The 22,148-nt window shown below is 73.2% G+C and carries 15 protein-coding genes; 3 read left to right on the top strand and 12 right to left on the bottom strand.

Annotated features, from left to right (window positions below):
- Window positions 1-435 precede the first annotated feature (435 nt).
- The 3 genes from typA to ACFVU3_RS13060 all read right to left on the bottom strand — a co-directional run bounded on the left by typA (window position 436) and on the right by ACFVU3_RS13060 (window position 6,433).
- Complete coding sequence (gene typA, locus ACFVU3_RS13070; RefSeq protein WP_390065953.1) at window positions 436-2,337, bottom strand: translational GTPase TypA; 1,902 nt, start codon at window positions 2,335-2,337, stop codon at window positions 436-438.
- Between the two features lie 275 nt (window positions 2,338-2,612).
- A complete protein-coding gene (locus ACFVU3_RS13065) occupies window positions 2,613-5,024 on the bottom strand; it encodes an ABC transporter family substrate-binding protein (RefSeq protein WP_390065952.1) in 2,412 nt (803 codons plus the stop codon).
- Between the two features lie 245 nt (window positions 5,025-5,269).
- A complete protein-coding gene (locus ACFVU3_RS13060) occupies window positions 5,270-6,433 on the bottom strand; it encodes a hypothetical protein (protein ID WP_390065951.1) in 1,164 nt (387 codons plus the stop codon).
- A 12-nt stretch (window positions 6,434-6,445) separates the two neighbouring features.
- Between ACFVU3_RS13060 and ACFVU3_RS13055 the strand changes: the two genes are divergently transcribed.
- Together ACFVU3_RS13055 and ACFVU3_RS13050 are read left to right on the top strand one after the other, a co-directional pair.
- Window positions 6,446-8,545, top strand: a complete 2,100-nt coding sequence (locus ACFVU3_RS13055; protein WP_390065950.1) for a TPM domain-containing protein — start codon at window positions 6,446-6,448, stop codon at window positions 8,543-8,545.
- A gap of 36 nt (window positions 8,546-8,581) precedes the next feature.
- Window positions 8,582-9,292 (top strand): PspA/IM30 family protein, encoded by a 711-nt coding sequence (locus tag ACFVU3_RS13050; RefSeq protein ID WP_390065949.1) that lies wholly within the window; start codon window positions 8,582-8,584, stop codon window positions 9,290-9,292.
- A gap of 46 nt (window positions 9,293-9,338) precedes the next feature.
- Here the strand turns inward: ACFVU3_RS13050 and ACFVU3_RS13045 are convergent, their stop codons facing one another.
- The 6 genes from ACFVU3_RS13045 to ACFVU3_RS13020 all read right to left on the bottom strand — a co-directional run bounded on the left by ACFVU3_RS13045 (window position 9,339) and on the right by ACFVU3_RS13020 (window position 16,145).
- A complete protein-coding gene (locus ACFVU3_RS13045; RefSeq protein ID WP_390065948.1) occupies window positions 9,339-11,933 on the bottom strand; it encodes a SpoIIE family protein phosphatase in 2,595 nt (864 codons plus the stop codon).
- A 144-nt stretch (window positions 11,934-12,077) separates the two neighbouring features.
- Entirely contained in the window at window positions 12,078-12,500 is a 423-nt protein-coding gene (locus ACFVU3_RS13040) for an ATP-binding protein (protein WP_390065947.1), read from the bottom strand.
- A 160-nt stretch (window positions 12,501-12,660) separates the two neighbouring features.
- Window positions 12,661-13,107 carry a (deoxy)nucleoside triphosphate pyrophosphohydrolase gene (locus ACFVU3_RS13035; RefSeq protein ID WP_390065946.1) on the bottom strand — a complete coding sequence of 149 codons (447 nt, stop codon included), beginning with the start codon at window positions 13,105-13,107 and terminating at the stop codon, window positions 12,661-12,663.
- A 22-nt stretch (window positions 13,108-13,129) separates the two neighbouring features.
- A complete protein-coding gene (locus ACFVU3_RS13030) occupies window positions 13,130-13,306 on the bottom strand; it encodes an SPOR domain-containing protein (protein ID WP_390065945.1) in 177 nt (58 codons plus the stop codon).
- A gap of 155 nt (window positions 13,307-13,461) precedes the next feature.
- On the bottom strand, window positions 13,462-15,210 hold the full coding sequence (locus ACFVU3_RS13025; RefSeq protein WP_390065944.1) for a purine-cytosine permease family protein: 1,749 nt from the start codon (window positions 15,208-15,210) through the stop codon (window positions 13,462-13,464).
- Window positions 15,211-15,392: 182 nt separating this feature from the next.
- Window positions 15,393-16,145, bottom strand: a complete 753-nt coding sequence (locus tag ACFVU3_RS13020; protein WP_390065943.1) for a GntR family transcriptional regulator — start codon at window positions 16,143-16,145, stop codon at window positions 15,393-15,395.
- 235 nt (window positions 16,146-16,380) lie between these two features.
- On the opposite strand from ACFVU3_RS13020, the gene ACFVU3_RS13015 reads away from it, so the two are divergent.
- A complete protein-coding gene (locus tag ACFVU3_RS13015) occupies window positions 16,381-17,727 on the top strand; it encodes a glycoside hydrolase family 18 protein (RefSeq protein ID WP_390065942.1) in 1,347 nt (448 codons plus the stop codon).
- Window positions 17,728-18,018: 291 nt separating this feature from the next.
- Here the strand turns inward: ACFVU3_RS13015 and ACFVU3_RS13010 are convergent, their stop codons facing one another.
- From ACFVU3_RS13010 to ACFVU3_RS13000, 3 genes are all read right to left on the bottom strand, one after another.
- The gene (locus ACFVU3_RS13010; RefSeq protein ID WP_390065941.1) at window positions 18,019-19,218 is read right to left on the bottom strand and encodes a DUF4190 domain-containing protein; all 1,200 of its coding nucleotides are present in this window, start codon (window positions 19,216-19,218) and stop codon (window positions 18,019-18,021) included.
- A 150-nt stretch (window positions 19,219-19,368) separates the two neighbouring features.
- Window positions 19,369-20,943 (bottom strand): S8 family peptidase, encoded by a 1,575-nt coding sequence (locus ACFVU3_RS13005; protein WP_390065940.1) that lies wholly within the window; start codon window positions 20,941-20,943, stop codon window positions 19,369-19,371.
- Between the two features lie 403 nt (window positions 20,944-21,346).
- Complete coding sequence (locus ACFVU3_RS13000) at window positions 21,347-22,105, bottom strand: DUF4232 domain-containing protein (RefSeq protein WP_390065939.1); 759 nt, start codon at window positions 22,103-22,105, stop codon at window positions 21,347-21,349.
- Window positions 22,106-22,148: the final 43 nt, after the last annotated feature.

Genomic DNA, 22,148 nt, shown 5'->3' with positions numbered 1-22,148 from the left:
GGGTTTCCTCCTCATGAGTCCACTTGTCATCAAGAAGGGCACTTCGAGACCTGCCGACACCCCTGACGGCGCTGATCCCCCGGTACCCCGAGTGTGCTCGTGAGTCGGCACTCCCCACAGTGCGTGACCCATTGACCCGAGCTCAATGGAGCCAACTATTAAGTACGCCCGGGCTGTAAACCACACTTAAGTGGTCTCGTTTTGACAACATCACCAAGGCCCCGGATACCGAAATCCGGACAAACTGAGCACAGACAGACACCCCCGAAACGGACCGTTAACACACGTACCGGAGAGCGATGACCGGAATCCGGACACCTGGCCGGGGCAATGCGTTTGACGAAAAGGGCCTGGCCACTCGCACATTGTGCGAGTGGCCAGGCCCTTCATGTGAGATGCGGCTCAGCCGTTCTGCCGGCGGTCGCCGGCCCCTCGTCAGGCGTTCTTGGCGCGCGAGGCGGAGCGGCTGCGCTCCTTCTGGTCCAGGACGACCTTGCGGATGCGGACGGCCTCCGGGGTCACCTCGACGCACTCGTCGTCGCGGCAGAACTCCAGGGACTGCTCCAGGGAGAGCTTGCGCGGCGGGACGATCGCCTCGAACGAGTCGGCCGACGAGGACCGCATGTTCGTGAGCTTCTTCTCCTTGGTGATGTTCACGTCCATGTCGTCGGAGCGCGAGTTCTCGCCGACGATCATGCCCTCGTACACCTCGGTGCCGGGGTCGGTGAACAGGACGCCGCGCTCCTGGAGGTTGGTCATCGCGAAGGCGGTGACGGCACCCGCGCGGTCGGCGACCAGCGAACCGTTGTTACGGGTCTGGAGCTGGCCGAACCACGGCTCGTGGCCCTCGTGGATGGAGTGGGCGATGCCGGTGCCGCGGGTGTTGGTGAGGAACTCCGTGCGGAAGCCGATCAGGCCGCGGGACGGGACGACGAACTCCATGCGGACCCAGCCGGAGCCGTGGTTCGACATGTTGTCCATGCGGCCCTTGCGGACGCCCATGAGCTGGGTGACGGCGCCCATGTGCTCCTCGGGCACGTCGACCGTGAGGCGCTCGACGGGCTCGTGGACCTTGCCGTCGACCTCCTTGGTGACGACCTGCGGCTTGCCGATGGTGAGCTCGAAGCCCTCGCGGCGCATCTGCTCGACCAGGATGGCGAGCGCGAGCTCACCACGGCCCTGGACCTCCCAGGCGTCGGGACGCTCGGTCTCCAGGACGCGGAGCGAGACGTTGCCGATGAGCTCGCGGTCGAGGCGGTCCTTCACCTGGCGGGCGGTGACCTTGCGGTCCTTGACCGCGGACTTGGCCTCGGCGCCCTTGCCGCTGCCGCCGCGGCCGACGAGCGGCGAGGTGTTGGTGCCGATGGTCATGGAGATGGCCGGCTGGTCGACCGTGATCAGCGGCAGCGCGATCGGGTTCTCCGGGTCGGCCAGGGTCTCGCCGATCATGATGTCGGGGATACCGGCGACGGCGCAGATGTCACCGGGGCCGGCGACCTCGGCCGGCTTGCGGGTGAGGGCCTCGGTCATCATCAGCTCGGTGATGCGGACGTTGGAGATCGTGCCGTCCCGCTTGATCCACGCGACCGTCTGGCCCTTGCGCAGCTCGCCCTGCTCGACGCGGAGCAGCGCGATGCGGCCGAGGAAGTTGTCGGCGTCCAGGTTGGTGACGTGGGCCTGGAGGGGGGCCTCCTCGTCGTACGACGGGGCCGGGACGTGCTCCAGGATCGTGGAGAAGAAGGGCTCCAGGTTCTCGGAGTCCTGCGGGACCGTGCCGTCCTCCGGCTTGGTCAGCGAGGCGATGCCGTCACGGCCGCAGGCGTAGACGATCGGGAACTCGATCTGGTCCTCGTCGGCGTCCAGGTCGAGGAAGAGGTCGTAGGTCTCGTTGACGACCTCGTCGATCCGGGAGTCCGGGCGGTCCGTCTTGTTGATGCAGAGGATGACGGGCTTGCGCTGCTGGAGGGCCTTGCGCAGCACGAAGCGGGTCTGCGGGAGCGGACCCTCGGAGGCGTCCACCAGGAGGACGACGGCGTCGACCATCGACAGACCGCGCTCGACCTCGCCGCCGAAGTCGGCGTGGCCGGGGGTGTCGATGATGTTGATCGTGATCGGGGCCCCGCCGTCCTTGGGGTGGTACTTCACCGCCGTGTTCTTGGCGAGGATCGTGATGCCCTTCTCACGCTCCAGGTCGTTCGAGTCCATCATGCGGTCGTCGAGCTGCTGGTGGGCGGCGAAGGCACCGGCCTGCTTGAGCATGGCGTCGACGATGGTCGTCTTGCCGTGGTCGACGTGGGCGACGATGGCGACGTTACGGATGTCGTGGCGCGTGGGCATGGGTGGCTTGCGCTTCTCTCGGATCGTGGGAATCGGCGTCAGTTCCTCTTACGCCCGCCGGGCGGACGCGCCACGGCTATGTCCTATGGTACGGGGCTGCCGTGCAAGGGGCTTCCCCGGATCGATCCGAGAGGGTCTACTGGGACGTTTCAGGGTGGGTCACAGGGTGTGGGGAAAGTCATGCGGTCCGGGTCAAGGGGCCGACGCGATCCTGCCCGCCGGGGTCACCGGCGGGCAAGGAACTTGAGCTGCTTCTGAGGTTGTGACCTGTGATTTCAGCGGTTCGACGGGCTACCCTTGGTCGTTTCGCTCTTCTTGAAACCGATGTCCTGGTACTGGGGGGCGGCGAAGCCCCAGGCGCCGGCGTTCACCACGTTCTCCCGGGCGGCCACCAGCTGGGGGCGCTGGTAGAGCGGAATGGAACCGGCCGCGGCCCAGATCCGGGCGTCGGCCTGGCGGATCAGATCGCCCGCCTCCTCCTCGTCGAGGGTGCCGGCCGCCTGGTCGAAGAGCTGGTCGATCCGGTCCGTGCCGACCCGTGAGTAGTTCTGCTCGACCAGCAGGGAGCCGTCCGAGGCGGGCTCGGGCTTGGCGAAGATCGGCCGGGCGTCGGTCGCCGGGAAGGCGGACGCCGGCCAGGAGTAGAGGGCCAGGTCGTAGTCGCCCGAGGCGATGTGGTCCTTGAAGAAGCTCTCGTCGGAGACCTTGGTGACCTCGGTGCGGATCCCGACCGCGTCGAGCATCCGGACGATCTTGTCGCCGACCGCCCGGAGCGTCTCCGAGCCGGGACCCGAGGGCAGGACGAAGCGGAGGCTGAGGGCCTTGCCGTCCTTGCCGAGGGCCTGGGAGGCGGCGGGGACGGCGGCCGGGGCGGCCGGGGCTGCGCTGCCCAGGGGGGCGTAGGCGCCGGCGACGCCCTGGTCCGGCTTGGTGTTGCCGGGCCGGCCGGCGGACCGGGCGCCGGTGTCGAGGGCCTCGGCGCGGGCGAGGAGGGCGGCGCTCTCCCGGGCGGCGGCCGGGGCGGGGGCGAGCACCTGGGTGCCGCTCTCGGGGCCGCCGGGTCCGATCCCGGGGGCGGCGCGGAGCTCGCCGGGCTTGTCGTCGCCGACGATGTACAGGCCCTCGTCGGACGCCTTGTCCTCGGTGGCCCCGGCCTTCTTCGCGGGGTCGGCCTTCTTCTCGGCCGCCGCCTCCCCGGGCTTCTCCGTCCCGGCCTCGGAACCGGCCTTCTTCTTCTCGGCCTCGGAACCGGCCTCGGTGCCGGCCGGCTTCTTCTGGGCGCCGCCGGGGACCCAGCCGGCGTCGGCGAGGAGGGCGCGGGCCTCCTTGGTGTCCTGGTCGCCGAGGGCGTCGCTGCTGTCGGCGTAGGCGGCCTGGCCGGCCAGGGCGAGGTGGCTGCCGGGCGGTTCGGCCGGGAGCCCGAGCGGCTTGAGCACGGATTCGGCCAGTTCCCTGCGGTCGATGGCGCGGGCGACCGCGCGCCGGACCCGCTCGTCGGCGAGCGGCCCGGACTCGCCGTTGAGGGAGAGCTGGGTGTAGGCGGGCTCCAGGGACTTGCGGACGACGTATCCGGCGAGGGTGTCCTGGGCCCGGGCGTAGCGGTCGACGGCGGCCTTGTTCTCGGCGCGGGCGGCCGTGACCTCCGCGGCCACCTCCTCGTCCTCGCCGTGGGCGAGCGCCCAGGACCTGAGGGCCTTGCCGGGGGTGATCGAGGAGCCGGGGCCGTGCAGCCGGGCGGCCTGGGCGCCGCTGCGGCCGGCGCCGGCGTCCTTGAGGGCGAGGGCGATCCGCTCGGCGGTGGAGCGGTCGATCTCGGCCAGGTCGAGCTTCCCTCCGGCCAGGGCGGCCTCGCGTCCGGCCCGGGGGACGGCCCGCAGGACGAGGCTGTCGAGCTTGGCGGGCCGTCCCCACCAGCGGGGGTTGCGGGTGAGGGTGAGGTCGCCGGTCTTCCGGTCCGCCTTGCCGAGGAGGAACGGTCCCGCGGTGGCCTTGAGGGTGGTGCGCGCCCCGTCGTTGAAGGAGTTCGGGGAGCCCATCACCTGCTTCGGGTACAGCGGGGTGAAGAGCGACCGCCAGTCGGCGTAGGGCTTGGCGAAGGTGACCCGGACCTCCAGGTCGTTCTTGCCCTTCTCGATCTTCTCGATCCGCTCGTACCCGGCGTTCCTGGCCGTCCAGTAGGCGGTGTCGCGGCCGCTGAGGGCCCGCCACTGGGCGACGAAGTCGGCGGCGCCGATCTCGCGCCCGTCGCTCCACACGGCCTGCTGGTTGAGCTTGTAGAGGACGACCTGCCGGGGCTCGGTCTCGACGACCTCGGCGGTCTCCAGGTAGTCGGGGTTGAGCCGGGGACGGCCGCGCTCGTCCACGGTGTGCAGGGCGGGCAGGACGGCGCCCGCGACGCGGTGGGTGGTGGCGTCGGCGTCGGCCTGGAAGGCGTTGAAGGTGGACGGCAGGGCGTCCACCGCCCAGCGCAGGGTGCCGCCGTCGTCGACCATGGCGCGCGCGGTGGGCGCGTTGTCCTGGGCGGCGGCCGGGCCGGCGTCGGCCTCGTCGTCGGAACTGCATCCGGCGAGGACGGTGACGGCGAGGACCACGCTGGTGAGGGTGGCGACGGAGCGGAGTGTCCGGGAGCGGGGACTCCCGGACGGACCGGCCCATGTCCTCCCCCGGGGGGCGCCGACCTGGGACATGACTTTTACCCCTTCGTCCGGTTTCATGCCATTTGGAGATGATCAGACCTATTGCTCATCCCACTGAACGGCACCCCGCGGACCCGGCCCCGCCGACACGGCGACGGGACCGGCAAACCCACTCGTGCGGCCCAACAGACCCGCGCCGGAACGGTCTTGCGCGGCCCGGCCCGCCCAGGCCGGGGCGGGTCGGGCGGGCCGGGGCGCGGGCCGTCCGCGGAAGCTCCGGGCCGCGCCGCCGGGCGTCAGCCGGCGCGGGACCAGCCGGCGCGGTAGGCGGCCCAGTCGCCCGGCTCCTCCGCGAAGTCCACGTAGAGGGCGACGCCGAAGCGCTCGCGGCCCGGGTCGGTGCGCCCGAGGCCGAGGCGGACGCCCCGGACGCCGGCGGCGACGGTCTCGGCGTTCTCGTGGTGGCCCAGGTCGTCCTCGTGGAAGAAGGGCAGCCCCATGAGCAGGTCGGTGGAGGCCGGGGTGGCCTCCAGGGCGAGCGCGGTCTGCTGGGCGACGTAGCCGCCGTACAGGCTCTCCAGCGGCATCCAGGTGTCGTACGACATCACCGCGATCTGGTCGACCCGGCGGGCCACCTCGCCGAAGTACTCCTGCGACCACCACTTGCCGTTGTCCCCGAAGAGACCGAGCGCGGAGTGGGCGCCCGGCAGCGGGTCGATCTGGTGGGCGGCGACGGAGAGCAGCGCCTCGCGGGCCTTCGTCGTCCTCCCCAGGTCGTCGAGGAGCGTCAGGTAGTCGGCGTCGCCGGACTGGAGCGGCTCCAGGTCGAAGTGGACCCCGTCGAAGCCCGCGTCGAGGACCTGGCGGGCGGAGGCCGTGACCGCCGCGCGCGAGGCGGCGTCGGAGAGCCGCAGGCCCACCGGGCCGTCGTTGGCGAGCACGTCGCCGAGCCACGCCTGGACCCGTATCCCGGGCAGCGCCTCGTGGATGCCGTCCGTCAGCCACCGCGCGCGCGGGTGCCGGGCGGCGGGCAGCGTGCCGTCGTGTTCGAGCGGACCCGCGTGCACGTACAGGTCCTTGATCCCGGTGCCCTTCAGCCGCTCGGCGAGGGCCGTCAGGTCGGCGTCCTTCTTCCTGCCGTCCACCCAGGCGTGCCCGATCCAGTACGCGTCCCGGCCGCGCGTGCGGGCGTCGTCGCGGAGGTCGCCCGCGTAGCTGACGCGCAGGGCGAGCGCGCCGAAGAGCGGCGGCACCACGAGCAGCAGCACCAGCCCCAGGACCCACCAGCGCCCCTTGCGCCACACCCGCTTCAGCCGTCCGTCCACCCGTACCCCCGAGAGTCGCGGGTCCCCGCGCCCGCCGGAGACCACCGTAGAGATGTGCACCGACAGGGACGCCCGGCCGGTGCGGTCGGTTTCCGGCGGCTGTCCGTCCGGTCGCGGGCCCGCATGACCGTACATAACCTCCCTTTTGTGACCCGAACAGCCATCCGGACCCTGCTCGCGACACTGGTGGCGGCGTGGTGGCTGGTCGCGCCCGCCGCGGCCGGCGCCCGCGCCGACGACCCCGTCGTCCTCCCCTCCGACGGGCAGATCCTCGACCGGGTGGGCGCCCTGCGCGACCGGCGCCCCGAGGTCGTGGAGGCCCTCGACCGGCTCTACGACGACCGGCGCGTGCAGCTCTTCGTGGTCTACGTACGGGACTTCTCCGGCCGCTCCGGCCAGGACTGGGCGGACGCGACCGCCGAGCGCAACGGCCTCGGCACCGACGACGTGCTGCTCGCCGTCGCCACCCACGACCGGCGGTACGGCTACTCCGCCGCCCCCGACGCGCGTCTCACCCAGGACCAGCTCGACGACGTGGCCAGGACCGCGATCGAGCCGGCGCTCCGGCAGAACGACTGGGCGGGCGCGGCGATCGGCGCGGCCGACGGGTACGCCGCCGTCCTCGCCGGCCGGCCCGTCCCCGTCCCGTCGATCACCCCGGGCCCGGCCGACCCCGGTGGCTCCGGCGCCGCCTCCGGAACCGATCTGATCCTCCCGCTGGCACTCGCCGGCGGCGCCGGGGCGGTGGCGGTGTACGCGTACGCCCGCCGGCGCCGGCGGGCCACGACCCGCACCACGCCCGGCGGCGGCCAGGGCTGGGGCGGGCCCGCGCAGGCCCCGGGTCCGTCCCTGGAGGAGCTGGACGGCGAGGCGCGGCGGACACTGGTCGCCACCGACGACGCCGTCCGCACCAGCCAGGAGGAACTGGGCTTCGCCACCGCCCAGTTCGGCGAGGAGGCCACCCGCCCCTTCGAGGAGGCGGTGGCCTTCGCCGAGGAGCAGCTGACCGCCTCGTTCCGGCTGCGGCAGAAGCTCGACGACGCCTTCCCCGAGGACGACGCCGCCCGGCGTGCGATGCTCGACGAGATCCTGCGCCGCTGCGCCGAGGCCGACGCCCGGCTCGACGCGGAGACCGAGGACTTCGACCGGCTGCGGGCCCTGGAGCGGACCGCGCCCGCGGCGCTGGCCGCGGTGGAGACCGCCTTCCGCGAGCAGACCGGCCGGGTCTCCGGGGCGGAGGCGGCGCTGGCGGCGATGCGCGAGCGGTACCCCGGGTCGGCGGCCTCGCCGGTCGCCGGCGACGTCGAACAGGCCAAGGACCGGCTGGTCTTCGCCACCACCCACATCAACCAGGCCCGCCAGTCCGTCGACGACGGGGACACCGGCTCGGCGGCCGTGCACGTGCGGGCCGCCGAGGGCGCGGTGGACCAGGCGGCCCGGCTGATCGAGGCGGTGGACCGGCGGGCCCAGGAGCTGGCCGAGGCGGAGGGCCGGCTGCCGGGCGTGCTCACCGAGACCGACGCCGATCTGGCCGAGGCCCGCGGCCTCCTCGAAGGGGCCGCCGAGGGCGCCTCGACCGGGGAGCTGCGCGGCCGGATCGCCCGCGCGGAGGCGGTGGCGGCGGAGGTCCGCCGGGCCGTGGAGGCGGGGCGGTACGACCCCCTGGACGCGCTGCGCCGGATCGAGGAGGCGGACACGGCGCTCGACGCGGCGCTGGCGGGCGCCCAGGAGCGCGAGTCCGGCGACCGGCGCGCCCGGACGCTCCTCGACCAGGCGCTGCTGACGGCCCGTTCGGAGCTGGGGGCGGCCTCGGACTACGTCCAGACCCACCGGGGCGCGGTGGGCAGCGAGGCCAGGACCCGGCTGGCGGAGGCCCAGCGGCGGCTGGAGAAGGCGCGGGCGCTGGCCGCGGACGATCCGCAGGCGGCGCTCGCCGAGGCGCGGCGGGCCGACGCGCTCGCCCGGCGGGCGCAGGAGCTCGCGGAGCAGGACGTGCGCCACTACGGGAACCCGAACGGGCTGGGCGGCGCGACGGGCGTGGGCGGGAGCGGGGGCGGTGGCCTCGGCGGCGCGGTGCTCGGCGGCATCGTCCTCGGCGGGCTGTTCGGCGGGGGTCCCGGACGTGGCGGAGGCGGGCGCGGGGGCGGCTTCGGGGGCGGCTTCGGGGGCGGAGGTTTCGGCGGCGGGCCGGGCAGCTTCGGCGGCAGCGGCACGCGCGGCCGGCGGGGCGGCGGCGGCCGTTTCTGAGTTCCACGTCCACGACACCCTTCAAGGAGCAGTGCCATGAGCAAGCAGACCGTCCTCGGCCGGGTCACCCAGCTGGCGAAGGCGAACATCAACGCCCTCCTCGACCAGGCGGAGGATCCGCAGAAGATGCTGGACCAGCTGATCCGCGACTACTCGGGCAACATCGCGGAGGCCGAGGAGGCGGTGGCGGCGACCATCGGCCATCTGCGGCTGATGGAGCGGGACCACGCGGAGGACGTGGCGGCGGCGGCCGAGTGGGGCGGGAAGGCGCTGGCGGCCAGCCGGAAGGCGGACGAGCTGCGGACCGGCGGGCAGCCGGCGGAGGCGGACCGCTTCGACAACCTCGCCAAGGTCGCGCTGGGCCGCCAGCTCCAGTCGGAGAAGGAGGCGAGGACCGCCGAGCCGGCGATCGCCGCGCAGACCGGGGTGGTGGCCGAGCTGACCTCGGGCCTGGACCGGATGAGGGCGAAGCTGGTCGAGCTCCAGGCCAAGCGGGACGAACTGCTCGCCCGCTCCCGGTCGGCGCAGGCGCAGAACACGATGATGGACGCGGTGAAGAACATCGACGTGCTGGACCCGACGAGCGAGCTGAGCCGCTTCGAGGACAAGGTGCGCCGGGAGGAGGCGCGGGCGCTGGGCAAGCAGGAGCTGGCCGCGTCCTCGCTGGACGCCCAGTTCGAGCAGCTCGACGCGCTCGGGGACGAGGCGGAGATCGCGGCCCGGCTGGCCGCCCTCAAGGCGGCCTGAGGCGCCGCCCGGCCCCCGGACCCGCGCCCGGCCCGGCCCGGCCCGGCTAGAACATGCTGAGCAGCTGGTCCACGGTGGGTTCCGCCGTGGGCCCGCCGTCGGGCAGGGCCAGTTCGAACCAGACGGTCTTGCCGCGCGGGGTGCGGCGCGAGCCCCAGGACGCGGAGAGCAGCCCGACGAGCTGGAGGCCGCGGCCGCCCTCGTCGGTGTCCTTGGCGCGGCGGCGGCGCGGCTGGACCAGGCCCGCGTCCCAGACCTCGCAGACGAGGGTCCGGTCGCGGAGCAGCCGGAGCCGTATCTCGCCCTCGCCGTACCGCAGCGCGTTGGTGACGAGTTCGCTGACGAGGAGTTCGACGGTGTCGACGAGGGCCTCCAGGCCCCAGGCGGTGAGCTGGGTGCGGGCGAGCTCGCGGGCCCGGCCGACGGAGCGGGGCTCGCGGGGCAGCCGCCAGTCCCCCACCGCCTCGGCGGGCAGTCCCTGGATACGGGCCATCAGGAGGGCGATGTCGTCCTCGCCGTGACCGGTGTCGAGGGTGGTGAGGACCCGGTCGCAGACGTCCTCCAGGGGTCGGGCCCGGTCGGCGAGGGCCCGCTTGAAGGCGCTGAGCCCCTCGTCGAGGGGGTGGTCGCGGGACTCGACGAGTCCGTCGGTGTACAGGGCGAGGAGGGAGCCCTCGGGGAGTTCGACCTCGACCTCCTCGAAGGGTTCGCCGCCCACGCCGAGCGGCATCCCGGGGGGCACGTCGAGGAGCAGGGCGTCCTCGCCCGGTTCGACGAGGACCGGCGGGAGGTGGCCGGCGTTGGCGAAGGTGCAGCGCCGGGTCACCGGGTCGTAGACGGCGTAGACGCAGGTGGCGAGGTAGACCTCGGAGAGTTCGGGGCCGCGGCTCTTGTGCGCGCGGGACTGCTGGGCGCCGATGGGCGCGCCGAGGCCGCGGGCGATCTCGTCGAGGTGGGAGAGGACCTCGGCGGGTTCGAGGTCGAGCTGGGCGAGGGTGCGGACGGCGGTGCGCAGTTCGCCCATGGCGACGGCGGCGCGCAGCCCGCGGCCCATGACGTCGCCGATGACGAGGGCGGTGCGGTGGCCGGGGAGCTCGATGACGTCGAACCAGTCGCCGCCGACCTCGGTGGCGTCCGTGCCGGGGAGGTAGCGGCAGGCGATGTCGAGTCCGGCGGCCTCGGGGTCGCCGGGCGGCAGCAGGCTGCGCTGGAGGATGAGGGCCCGCTCGTGCTCGCGCCGGTAGAGGCGGGCGTTGTCGATGCAGACGGCGGCGCGGGCGGCGAGTTCCACGGCGAGGGCCCGGTCGCGGTCGCCGAAGGGCTCGCTGCCCTTGGTGCGGGAGAACTGGGCGAGGCCGACGACGGTGTCGTGGGCGACCATCGGGACGACCAGGGTGGAGTGGACGAGGTCGCCCTCGCCGCCGGGCACGGTCCGGACGCGGCCGGTGCGCAGCGCCCCGGCGCAGGGCGAGTTGAAGGGGTAGCGGTGGACGGCGCCGACCTCGATGGGGACGGGTCCGCCGTCGTCCCCGGCGGGTCCGTGGCCCTCGTCGGTCCGGTGGGGGGTGTCGGAGACGGCGCTGGCGAAGGCGACCCGGCGCAGTTCGGCGCTGCCCGCGCCGTAGCCGACGTCGTGGGAGCTGCCCCAGCGGCCGGGCGGGGCCTCGTCGCCGGTGAGGAGTCCCTGGTAGAGGTCGACGGAGGCGAGGTCGCAGAAGCCGGGGACGGCGACGTCGAGGAGTTCGCGGGCGGTGGCCTCCAGGTCGAGGGAGTTCCCTATGCGGGCTCCGGCCTCGTTGAGGAGGGCGAGGTTGCGGCGGGCGCTGGCGGCCTCGCGCGCCGCGTTCTCCCGGCGGGTGACGTCGATGCCGAGGCCGGCGACGCCGACCGGGCGGCCGGAGCCGCTGTGCACCCGGTAGAGGTTGATGGACCAGTGGCGGCGGATCCGGGTGCCGGGGGCGGCGCCGGTGATCCGCAGGTCGGTGACGGACTCGCCGGTCTCCAGGACGCGGCGGAGGGCGGCGGTCATCCGGTCGGCCTCGGGCTTGGCGAGGTAGTCGTGGACGTTCCGGCCGCGGTGGTCGTCGGCCTCGCCGCCGAAGACGGCGGCGAAGCGCTGGTTGGCGCGCTTGACGGTGAGGTCGGTGCCGAAGAGGAGGAAGCCGAAGGGTGATTGGCCGAAAATGGCCTGGGAAGCGGCGAGGTCGGTCTCGATCCGGCGCAGCGCGCGGACGTCCACCACGATGCACAGCGCGGACCGCTCGCCGGTGTCGGTCTCGCTCGGCATCACGTACATCTCGGCGATGCCGTACGGCCGGCCCGGCCCGGGCGCGCCGGCGGGGCCGGGGACGCCGGGGATACGGAAGGGGACGAGGCCGGTCCATTCGCGTCCGTCGAGGATCTCCTTGACCCGCTGGTGGCCACGATCGCGCAGCTCGGCGGGCATGAACGCCTCGACGGGGTCCTTGCCGCGGGCCTCCTGGGCGGGCACTCCGAAGAGCTCCTCCGCCCTGCGGCTCCACTGGTCGACGCGTCCGTCGGGCCCGAGGGAGAAGGAGGCGACCCGGATGTAGTCGTAGATCGAACCGGGCGGGCTGCTCTGCCACACGACGCCGCCCGTCGTCTCTGATATCTCGCTCACGCGACCGTCCCCTCCAGCTCACCGCACCGGACCGGCCATGCCCGCAGTATTCAGCACGGCGGGCACCGGCGGCACGACGTCCACGATCACAGGGTGGTCTCGGTCGGCTCGTGACCCGCTCCGGTGATCGTCGTCCCTCTCTCTTTACTCACCCGGGAGAGCCAGCTCGAACCATACGGTTTTCCCGGTGCTGCCCTGCCGGGTCCCCCAGCGGCGTGCGGAACAGGCCACGAGACCGAGCCCGCGGCCCCCCTCGTCGTCGGGTCCCGCGGGCCGCTCGGTGGGCGGATCCGGAAGCGGATCGGAGACCTCCACGAGGAGCGCGGAGCGCCGGGGAGGGTCGGTGGCGGCGCCCTCGGCCCGCAGGATCCGCACGCCGATGGGCCCGGAGGCGTACCGGAGCGAGTTGGTGACCAGCTCGCTGACCAGCAGGACGGCCACGTCCCCCACGGCCGCGTCGACCTCCCAGGAGCGGAGCGTCTCGCGGACGGCGTGGCGGGCGGTGCGCACGGCGTCGGCCTCCGCCGGGAAGTTCCACTCGGCGCGGACGCCGTCGGTGTCGATCACACGCGATCACTTCCCCAACCGTGGTGCAGCAGGAAGAGGATCACCCTCTCCCGAGGGACCAATGGGGACATACCCGGAATTCGGTACGAAATATCCCTCTGGGAGCGGCTGCGGGCGCACGGTGGCACGAACGGCGTAGGCACCGGGCCGCGCGCCCGGATCAGGGGCGCGCGCCGGGGAGTCTGAGCGCCGCCTCCGCCACCGCGGGGCGGTCCTGGTCGAGCCAGTCCACGGTGTCGAGTTCGTGGCGCGCGAGCCACCGGAGCTCGTCGTGGTCCTCCAGCGGCCGGGGGTCGCCGGCGAGGAGGCGGGCGGTCCACACCCAAAGGACGTAACCGGGCTTGAGGGGCCATTCGCCGGGGATCCGCTCGCCGGGCTCGGCCTCGACGCCGAGTTCCTCGCGCAGTTCGCGGACGAGGGCGTCCTCCGGGCGCTCGCCGGGCTCGACCTTGCCGCCGGGCAGTTCCCAGCGGCCGGCGAGGTCGGCGGGGGCGCTGCGGCGGGCGGCGAGCAGCCGGCCGCGGTCGAGCAGGGCGGCCGCGACGACGACCACGGCACCGGTCCCGTGCTCGGGTCCGGTGCCGTGGTGCGGGGTGCTGTCGGTCATGCCCGCGAGCGTAGCCGGGGCGTCAGGGGGTGGGCGCGACGCGCTCGACCCAGTAGATCTGCTTGTGGCCGCGGGAGTCGAGCGAGTCCGCGATCTTCTGGGCTTCGTCCTGGGTGGCGTACCGCCCCACCCGGTAGCGGTTGCCGTTGTCGTCCTGCCGTATGACGAGCCACGGTTGGACGGCGCCGCTGTCGGTCATCAGGCTTCTCCCTCCGCCGGGCCAGGCGTCACCAAGGATCGCCGGGAAACCTCGATCCGCATATGCCTGAGCTTACGCCTGACCTTCACACAGCGGATACGGGTTTTCACCAAGAGGCACGGATCGGCCGGGAACCGATGGAAGGAGGCCGAAGGTCACATGCCGGGCGCCGCCCCGGGGACGGTGGGCACCGGCATGAGGACGGGCCCGGCGGAGAGGGCGGGTTCCTTGCGGCAGGCGTCGCCGCAGTCGGCGTCGAGCGAGCAGCACAGGGAGCAGACGGGGCCGGAGCGGACCGGGCAGTCGGCGATGTCGGGCAGCTCGTACGCCGTCTCGCACTCGGCGCAGGTGTGGGTGGCCCGCTCGTCGGCGACGTCGGCCCCGGGGCCGTTCACCGTGTTCGGGCGGGCCAGGTAGTAACGGCCCCGGGTGGCCCAGGCGATCAGCGGGCAGAGGACCAGGGCGAGGCCGGCGGCGATGAAGGTGGAGAACGCCTCCGCGTAGCGCCCGAAGAGGCCGAAGAAGGCGAGGATCGAGACGACGGAGGCGACGACCATGGCGCCGAAGCCGGCCGGGTTCACCGCGTACAGGTAGGCCCGCTTGAACTCGATGTACGGCGGGGACCAGCCGGCCCGCTTGTTGATGACGAGGTCGGCGGCGACGGCGGTGATCCAGGCGATGCCGACGTTGGAGTAGAAGCCGAGGAGCTTGCCCAGCGCCGCGAACATGTTCATCTCCATCAGCGTCAGCGCGATGACGAGGTTGAGGAAGATGTACCAAACGCGGCCGGGGTGGCGGTGGGTCACGCGGGAGAAGAAGTTCGACCAGGACAGCGAGCCGCTGTAGGCGTTGGTGACGTTGATCTTGATCTGGGAGACGATCACGAAGAGCGCCGCGGCGGGCAGCGCGAGACCGCCGAGCCAGGGCTTCAACGCCTCGATCTGCGGGGCGATCGGCTCCAGCGCGTGGGTCTTCCCCACCGCCTCCAGGGCGACGAAGGCGAGGAAGGCGCCGCCGAGCTGCTTGGCCGCGCCGATGATCACCCAGCCGGGTCCGGCGGCGAGCACGGCGAGGTTCCAGCGGCGCCGGTTCGCCACGGTCTTCTCCGGCATGAAGCGCAGGTAGTCGGCCTGTTCGCCGATCTGGGCGATGAGGGAGAGCGCCACGCCGGTGCCGAGCCCGAAGCCGATCCAGGAGAAGCCGGAGCCGGCGCCCTCGGTGCCCCCGAAGGAGGCGAAGGCGCCCCAGGCGTCCGGGGCCTCGAAGGCGAGGACGACGAAGGGCAGCACCATGCCCACGATCCAGACCGGCTGCGTCCACGCCTGCACCTTGGCGAGCGCGCCCATCCCGCGGAAGACGATCGGGATGACGATCAGGGTGGTGACGAGGTAGCCGATCTCCAGCGGCAGCCCGACGGCCTGGTGCATGGCCTGGGCCATGATCGACCCTTCGAGCGCGAAGAAGATGAAGGTGAAGGAGGCGTAGATGAGCGAGGTGAGGGTGGAGCCGAAGTAGCCGAAGCCCGCGCCCCGGGTGACGAGGTCCATGTCGAGGCCGAAGCGCGCGCAGGCCCGGGCGATGGGGATGCCGGTGAGGAAGATGACCGCGGCGGCGGTGAGGATCGAGGCGAGACCGCTGGTGAAGCCGTAGGCGAAGACGATCGAGGCGCCGATGGCGAAGTCGGCGAGGTAGGCGATGCCGCCGAGCGCGGTGCCGGCGACGGTCCCGGGCGACCAGCGCCGGAAGGAGTGCGGGGCGTAGCGGAGCGAGTAGTCCTCGCGGCTCTCGTCGGCGGCGAGCTTCGCGTAGCTGCGGCGGGGGCCGGAGGGCGGGGGCGGCGCGCCCGCCTCCGCCGGGACCGCCGGCTCCGGTTCCGAGGTGGGCGTGGTGACGGTCTCCGTCATGGAGGGCTCCTGTCGTCCGGCCGGGTCGCGGGTACGGAGCAGGAAGCTAGGAGCCGCTCGTGACGACCCCTCACCGCCCGGCGTTGCCGGGCGGTAACACCGTCCGACGTGCCGTTAACTCCCGGTCACGAGCCCCGGACGCCCGTCCCCGGTCCGCGGACGGCCGGGAGCACCGGCAGGACCTACCGGACGGGAAGGTGGTACGAGAGGCGGTAGCGGTCGGCGGGGACGACGACGTCGGCCGTCTCGACGGCGAGGCCCGAGGCGTAGAAGGTGCGCTCGACGACCATCACCACGTGGCCGGGCACGCCGCCGAGGACGAGCAGCTCCTCGGCGAGGCCGGGGCGGGCGCCGACCTCCTCCACCACGTTGTCCACGACGACGTCGATCGCGGCCATCCGCTCGACCACGCCGCAGCCGCCGAGCGGTCCCTCCTCGGGGAGCATGACGGGGGTGCGGCCGGTGACGGCGAGCGGCTCCCAGGAGGTGACGACCATCATGGCCTCGCCGCCGTCCCGGTAGACGTACCGCGTGCGCATGACCCGGTCCCCGGGCTCGATGCCCAGCCGGGCCGCGGTCTCCCGGCCCGCCTCCTCCTGCTCGCTCCTCGCGTCCCAGGTGCCGCGCGCGCCGTCGGCGGCCTGCTCCTGCCGGAAGGGGGTGGCTCCGGAGGCGGGGCGGTAGCCGGAGCGGGCGACGCGGCGGGGCACCGGCCGTGCCCGCACGTACGTCCCCGAGCCGGAGCGGCCCTCGACGAGCCCCTCGGCCATGAGCACCTTGCGGGCCTCCAGCGCGACGGTGTCCGACACCCCGTACTCCTCGCGGATGCGTGCCTGCGAGGGGAGGCGGGTATGCGGGGGGAGCGAGCCGTTCGCGATCTTCTCCCGCAGATCGCTCGCCACGCGCAGATAGGCGGGCTGCTCACCGAACGTCACTGGACACTCCCCTCAGGTTGACGGACAGCTACAGCCTGACAACCGAATGTGGCCATCCGCAAGCATGGGCCAGAGTTTCACTCGATGTGATGAAGAACGAAGGGACCCGAGTCCGTCCCGCACGACCCCTTGACCCGCATTGGTCTGGACCAATAGCTTCCTGCTGCGCACCGCCTCACGGCGCCCCGAGCACTCCCCTCGCACGCTCCATCCCGCCTCGCACAGGAACGAGCCCATGCGTCCCAGAGTCCTGACCAAGCTGACCCTCGGCACGGCCGCGGCCGCCGCCCTCGGCCTCCTCGCCACCCTGGCCCCCGCCGCCGACGCCCACCCCCGCCCCACACCCCGGCCGCCCGCCGCCGAGCACTCCCTCAAGCGCGTCGGCTACTTCACCCAATGGGGCATCTACGGGCGGAACTTCCAGGTCAAGGACCTGGACACGAGCGGCTCCGCGGCCAAGCTCAGCCACATCAACTACGCCTTCGGCATCGTCGACAAGGCCGGCAAGTGCGTCATCGGCCCCGTCCCCGGCTCCGACCCCTGGGCCGACTACGTGCGCCCGGTGGACGCGGCCACCTCGGTGGACGGCACGGCCGACACCGCCGAGCAGCCGCTCGCCGGCAACTTCAACCAGCTGCGCGAGCTGAAGGCGAAGCACCCGAACCTCAAGGTCATGATCTCGCTGGGCGGCTGGAGCGGATCGGCGTACTTCTCCGACGCCGTGCGCACCCCGGCCTCCCGCAAGGCCCTGGTCTCCTCCTGCATCGACCTCTACGTCAAGGGCAACCTGCCCCAGGACGGCGCCCGGGGCGGCGCCGGAGCGGCGGCCGGCCTCTTCGACGGCATCGACCTCGACTGGGAGTGGCCCGGCTCCGAGGGCAACCCCGGCAACATCATCCGACCCGAGGACAAGGTCAACTTCACCGCCCTCGTACGGGAGTTCCGCACCCAGCTGGACGCCTACGGGCGCTCGCTCCCGAAGCGGAAGCACTACGAGCTCAGCGCGTACGTGCCCACCGCCCCCGCCAAGATCGACGCCGGCTTCGAAGTCGCCAAGATCATGCGGGACTTCGACTTCGTGAACCTCCAGGGCTACGACTTCCACGTCTCCGGCGAGGCGACCGCCGGCCAGCAGTCCGCGCTCTTCGCGAAGAACGACTGGAGCGTCGAGGGGACCGTGAAGTCCTGGCTGCGGCGCGGCGCCCCGGCGCACAAGCTGGTGGTCGGCATGCCGTTCTACGGCCAGGGCTGGACCGGCGTGACCGGCGGCGGCGACGGCCTCGGCCAGCCCGCCGCGGGCCCCGCCCCGGCGACCTGGGCGCCCGGATCCGAGGACTACAAGAACCTCAAGAAGCTGGCGGAGTCGGGGACGTACACGCTCCACCGGGGCCACCGGAACGGGCACGCCTGGCTCTTCGACGGCACCACCCTGTGGACCTACGACGACCCCACCGTGCTGCGCACCAAGGCGAACTGGGTCCGCACCCACGGGCTCGCCGGCGCGATGATCTGGTCGCTGGACGGCGACACCGCCGACGGCGAGCTGATCGGCGCCATCGACCGCGGCCTCACCCGCCGCTGAACCACCCCCGCTCCCCCGGGACCGCCCCTCGGCGGCTCCCGCGGGGCCGCGGGCCGGACCGCGGCGACCGCGGGTCCGGGGCACGGGACGGCGGCTGGTCACGGGCCGCCGTCCCCGCCCCGGAGCCGCCTCCCGGCACCGGCACCGGTCCGCCCACGACGGGGCCGGGTCTCTCGCGCGGAGACCCGGCCCCGTCCGCGTGCGCCAGGCCCCCCGCGCACGCGCACGCGTGCACCCGGGCCCGTCCGCGTGCGCCAGGCCGCCCGCGCACGCGCGCGTGGCGGGCGCCGATCAGGCGGAGCCGTGGTCGCCCGGGGCCGCCGGGGGCGTGTCCGTCAGGCCCAGGGCCTCGCGGACCTCGGCGCTGCCGTTCTCCGGCAGCAGCTCCCAGGCGCGGTCGTACTGCTCCCAGAACGTGTCCGCGTCCTTCGCCCGGGCCAGCTTCTCCCACTGCTTCGAGGCCGAGTCCAGGCTCGCCAGGTAGGCACCCATGGGGGCCCGCACGGGCTGCGCCCAGGTCCGGGCCTTCAGCCCGGCGCGCGCCAGGTCGATCGCCCCGCGCACGTCGGCGGCCCAGGCGCGGTTCGTCTCGATCTCGTCCTCGGGGCCGGTCTCCGGCTCCTCGAAGACCGCGTCCTCGATCGGGTTCGTGTGGGTGAGGAAGGCGATCTGGTCGGAGGTGAGCGTGGTGCGGTCGGAGCGCAGGGAGCCCTTGGTCCGCTCCTCGCCGCCGAGGCCGCAGGCGATGCGGCGCTCGCCCTCGCGCCACGACTGGCGGTCGGGGAAGTAGTAGAGGCTCCACGCCTCCGCCCCCAGCGTCCAGGTGTCGAGGGCGTACGCGCTCGCCAGGGCGTCGCAGCGCTCCTCGCCGAGCTTCTCCAGCTCCTTCTCGCCGGGCCAGCGGTCGAAGCCGGTGACCTCGAAGCGGCCGGTGATCTCGCCGTCGTGGGGGACGGAGCAGTCGACGACCTTCACGCCGAGGGTGTACTCGCCCTGCTCGGCGTCGTCGAGGAAGCACTCCCCGGTGCGCAGGTCCATCGGCGAGCGGGCGGACGCGGCCTCCCGCACCCCCTCCCGGAACCCCTTGACGGCCTCCTGGAGCTGCCCGGTGAGCAGGCCGAGGACGACGAGCAGGGTGCTGAGCGAGGAGAGCGCGATGCCGGCGACCGCGAGCCCCTTGCCGCCCTGCTCCCGCTTCTTGATCTGCCGCAGCGCGAAGATCCCGAGGACGAGCCCGAGCGGCGGCAGGCAGCAGACGATGCCGCTGACCAGCGAGCCGATGGCGAGACCGTTGGTGGTCGCGGGCGGCCGCCCGTACGGCCCGTAGGGCCCGGGGAGACCCGCGTAGGGCATGCCCGGCGAGGTGTACGGGCCGGGGGCCGCGTACGGGCCGGTGGCGGGGTACGCGGCGGGAGCGGGCGGGCCGGCCGGCCCGGCGGGGGCGGCGGGCGTCACCGGCTCGGGCGGCTGGGACGGCGGGGTCGGCTCCACGGGCACGGGCTCCTGTTGGGGCGGGGCGAACAGACGATCGGGCGCGCGCATCGTACGTGGTCGGGGTGGAGGGGAGGCGACGCGGGGGCACGGCGAAGGGGCGGCCACCGGGTGGTGGCCGCCCCTCGGACGGTCAGGCGCGGGCTCGGGTCAGAACTGGAGCGCCCAGGAGTCGATCTTGCCGGTGTCGGCGTTGGCGTTGTCCGTCACGCGGAGCTTCCAGGTGCCGTTGGCGACCTCGGACGAGGCGTTCACGGTGTAGGTGGTGTTGATGTTGTCCGCGCTGCCGCCGGTGCCGAACGCCTTCAGCGTGTAGGCCGTGCCGTCGGGGGCGATCAGCTGGACCTGGAGGTCACCGATGTAGGTGTGGACGATGTTCACCGGGACCTGGAGGGCCGAGGGAGCGTTGCCGGCGACGCCGCTGACGGTGACCGGGGACTCGACGGTCGCGTTGTCGGCGATGGCGAAGTCGGCGGTGTTCTCGAACTTCGGCCCGGGCGGCGGGGTGGTGCCGCCGCCTCCGACGAAGAGGAGCTTGTTCGGGGAGCCGGTGCCGGGGCTGGTGACCACGTTCGGGGTCGCGGCCGTGGTGAGGGCCGTGGAGACCTGCGCCGGGGTCGCCGTCGGGTTGTCCGCGAGGTAGACGGCGGCGGCGCCGGCCACGTGCGGGGTGGCCATCGAGGTGCCGGAGATGGTGTTGGTGGCGGTGTCGTTGGTGTTCCAGGCCGACTTGATGGAGGAGCCCGGGGCGAAGATGTCCAGGACGGTGCCGTAGTTGGAGAAGCTGGAGCGGGCGTCGGTGCTGGTCGTGGAGCCGACCGTGATCGCCTCGGTGACGCGCGCCGGGGAGTAGTTGGAGGCGTTGGAGCTGTCGTTGCCGGCCGCGACCGCGTAGGTGATGCCGGCCGCGATGGAGTTGCGGACGGCCTGGTCGAGGACGGTGTCGACGCCGCCGCCGAGGCTCATGTTGGCGACGGCCGGCTTGACGGCGTTGCGCGTCACCCAGTCGATGCCGGCGACGACCTGGTCGGTGGTGCCGGAGCCGCTGTTGTCGAGGACGCGGACGCCGACGATCTTCGCCTTCTTGGCGACGCCGTGGGCCGTGCCCGCGACCGTGCCGGCGACGTGGGTGCCGTGGCCGTGCCCGTCCTGGGCGGTGTTGTCGTTGTCGATGGCGTCGTAGCCGTTGGAGGCGCGGCCGCCGAAGTCGCTGTGGCTGATGCGGACGCCGGTGTCGATGATGTACGCCGTGACGCCCTGGCCCGCGCTGTCCGGGTACGTGTAGCTCTGGTTCAGCGGCAGGGCCTTCTGGTCGATCCGGTCCAGGCCCCAGGACGGCGGGGAGGGCTGGGTGGCGTCGACGGTGAAGACGCGGTTCTGGACGACGGACTTCACGGCGGGGTCGGCGGCGAGCTTCTTCGCCTGCGCCTCGGAGAGCTCGATCGCGTAGCCGTTCACCGCGGAGGTGTACGTCCGCTTGATCGTGGCGCCGAACTTGCCGGGGATCGCCCGGCCCTTGGCGGTCTCGGCCTGGGCGGACTCGTCGAGGGTGACGATGTAGCTGCCCGGGATGGTGCCTTCGGCGCCGGCGTTCCCGATGACGCCCTCCGCGGCCGCCGGGGCGGCGGTGGCGGGAAGGGCGGAGAGGGTGCCGAGGGCGAGCGCCGTGACGGCTATGGCCGCGGCGGTGGAGATCCGGCGACGCGATGCGCGCATCACTGCCATGTGAGGTGTCCTCCTCGTGGGGGGGTGCTCCTGTGGGGGTGGAGCCCGAGTGACCGTCACTCACGACAGGGTCATGACAAGAATGCACGGGACCCGACACGGAACCCCGCGGCTTCCGGCCGCCCTGCCGTCGACCGAAAGATTGACCGATCCATAGGAATCACACAAGGGCATCCGCACGACGGCAACACCGGAGCCACAGAGCGGACATGATTGATCGTCAGCTTCTGGAGGCGCGCCCCGCCGCGCTCACCTGCGGGGTTCCGCACCGGGCGCACCGCCCACGACTCCCGCCCGGTGCCCGCGAATTCACAGCGACGAAACGCGCCGGCGGGCCCGTCCCCGATCCCCCGGGAGACGGACCCGCCGGCGCGGCGGCGGCACCGCGAGGTGCCGCGTCGGCTCAGAACTCGTCCGCGCCGTTGCGGAGTTCGGGCGTCCAGTACCCCGTCTTCGCGGCGGCCTCGTCGACCGCGACGCCACCCGCCGGAGCGGAGACCACGACACTGCCCTCGGCCGGACCGTCGGCCGCGAAGAGGTTCACGTTGAACTCCTTCACGACCTTGTTGTCCTCGTGGACGCCGCCGAGCGAGACCCGCACGTTGGCGTACGCCGGGGCGCCCGGGTCCAGGACCACCGGCGCCGCCGGCTTGCTCTTGGCGACGGGCGGCACGTCCTTCGCCGTCTGGATCTCGCCGAAGGCGATCAGCGGGTGGCCGAGGAGACGGCAGGCGCGGCCGGAGGTGTTGGTGGCGGTGAGCACGATGTGCTCGGTGGGCACCTCGTCGGCCTTCGCCGCGGTGATCTTCACGTCGCCGTAGGCGCAGACCGGCGCCTTGGCGTCGGCGACGGTGCCGCCCGTGCCCTTCGCCGCGGCCGGGGCGGCGGACGCGGTCGTGTCCCCGGACCCGCCGGTGGTGCCGGACCCGCCGGTGGTGCCGGTCGTGCCGGTCGTGCCGGTGGCGCTCTCCCCGGAGCCGGCCGTGGCCGAGGCGGCGGGAGCGGCGGACGTGGTCTGCGGCGCCGCCGGCTGCGTGGTCTTCGCGCTGCCGGCGTCCTGCGCGCCCGCGTCCCCTCCCCCGCAGGCCGTCAGCGAGAGCGAGGCCGCCGCGAGGGCGGCGACGAGAAGGGTGGTCCTGGTCGAGCGGTGAATCGTACGCATGCGGTGTTTCCCCCGTGAAGCGCGAAGCGGTCGGTCGTTGCCG

This window comes from Streptomyces sp. NPDC058052 (assembly GCF_042885515.1).
Lineage (GTDB): Bacteria > Actinomycetota > Actinomycetes > Streptomycetales > Streptomycetaceae > Streptomyces.
The sequence above is the reverse complement of the archived record's forward strand: the minus strand, read 5'-3'. Positions and strand labels throughout refer to the sequence as shown.

Coding starts and splice junctions, on each gene's coding strand:
- ACFVU3_RS13005 (WP_390065940.1), bottom strand. CDS start 20,943: ATGGCAGTGATGCGCGCATCGCGTCGCCGGATCTCCACCGCCGCGGCC.
- ACFVU3_RS13035 (WP_390065946.1), bottom strand. CDS start 13,107: ATGACCGACAGCACCCCGCACCACGGCACCGGACCCGAGCACGGGACC.
- ACFVU3_RS13025 (WP_390065944.1), bottom strand. CDS start 15,210: ATGACGGAGACCGTCACCACGCCCACCTCGGAACCGGAGCCGGCGGTC.
- ACFVU3_RS13030 (WP_390065945.1), bottom strand. CDS start 13,306: ATGACCGACAGCGGCGCCGTCCAACCGTGGCTCGTCATACGGCAGGAC.
- ACFVU3_RS13050 (WP_390065949.1), top strand. CDS start 8,582: ATGAGCAAGCAGACCGTCCTCGGCCGGGTCACCCAGCTGGCGAAGGCG.
- ACFVU3_RS13065 (WP_390065952.1), bottom strand. CDS start 5,024: ATGTCCCAGGTCGGCGCCCCCCGGGGGAGGACATGGGCCGGTCCGTCC.
- ACFVU3_RS13000 (WP_390065939.1), bottom strand. CDS start 22,105: ATGCGTACGATTCACCGCTCGACCAGGACCACCCTTCTCGTCGCCGCC.
- typA (WP_390065953.1), bottom strand. CDS start 2,337: ATGCCCACGCGCCACGACATCCGTAACGTCGCCATCGTCGCCCACGTC.
- ACFVU3_RS13060 (WP_390065951.1), bottom strand. CDS start 6,433: ATGTACGGTCATGCGGGCCCGCGACCGGACGGACAGCCGCCGGAAACC.
- ACFVU3_RS13015 (WP_390065942.1), top strand. CDS start 16,381: ATGCGTCCCAGAGTCCTGACCAAGCTGACCCTCGGCACGGCCGCGGCC.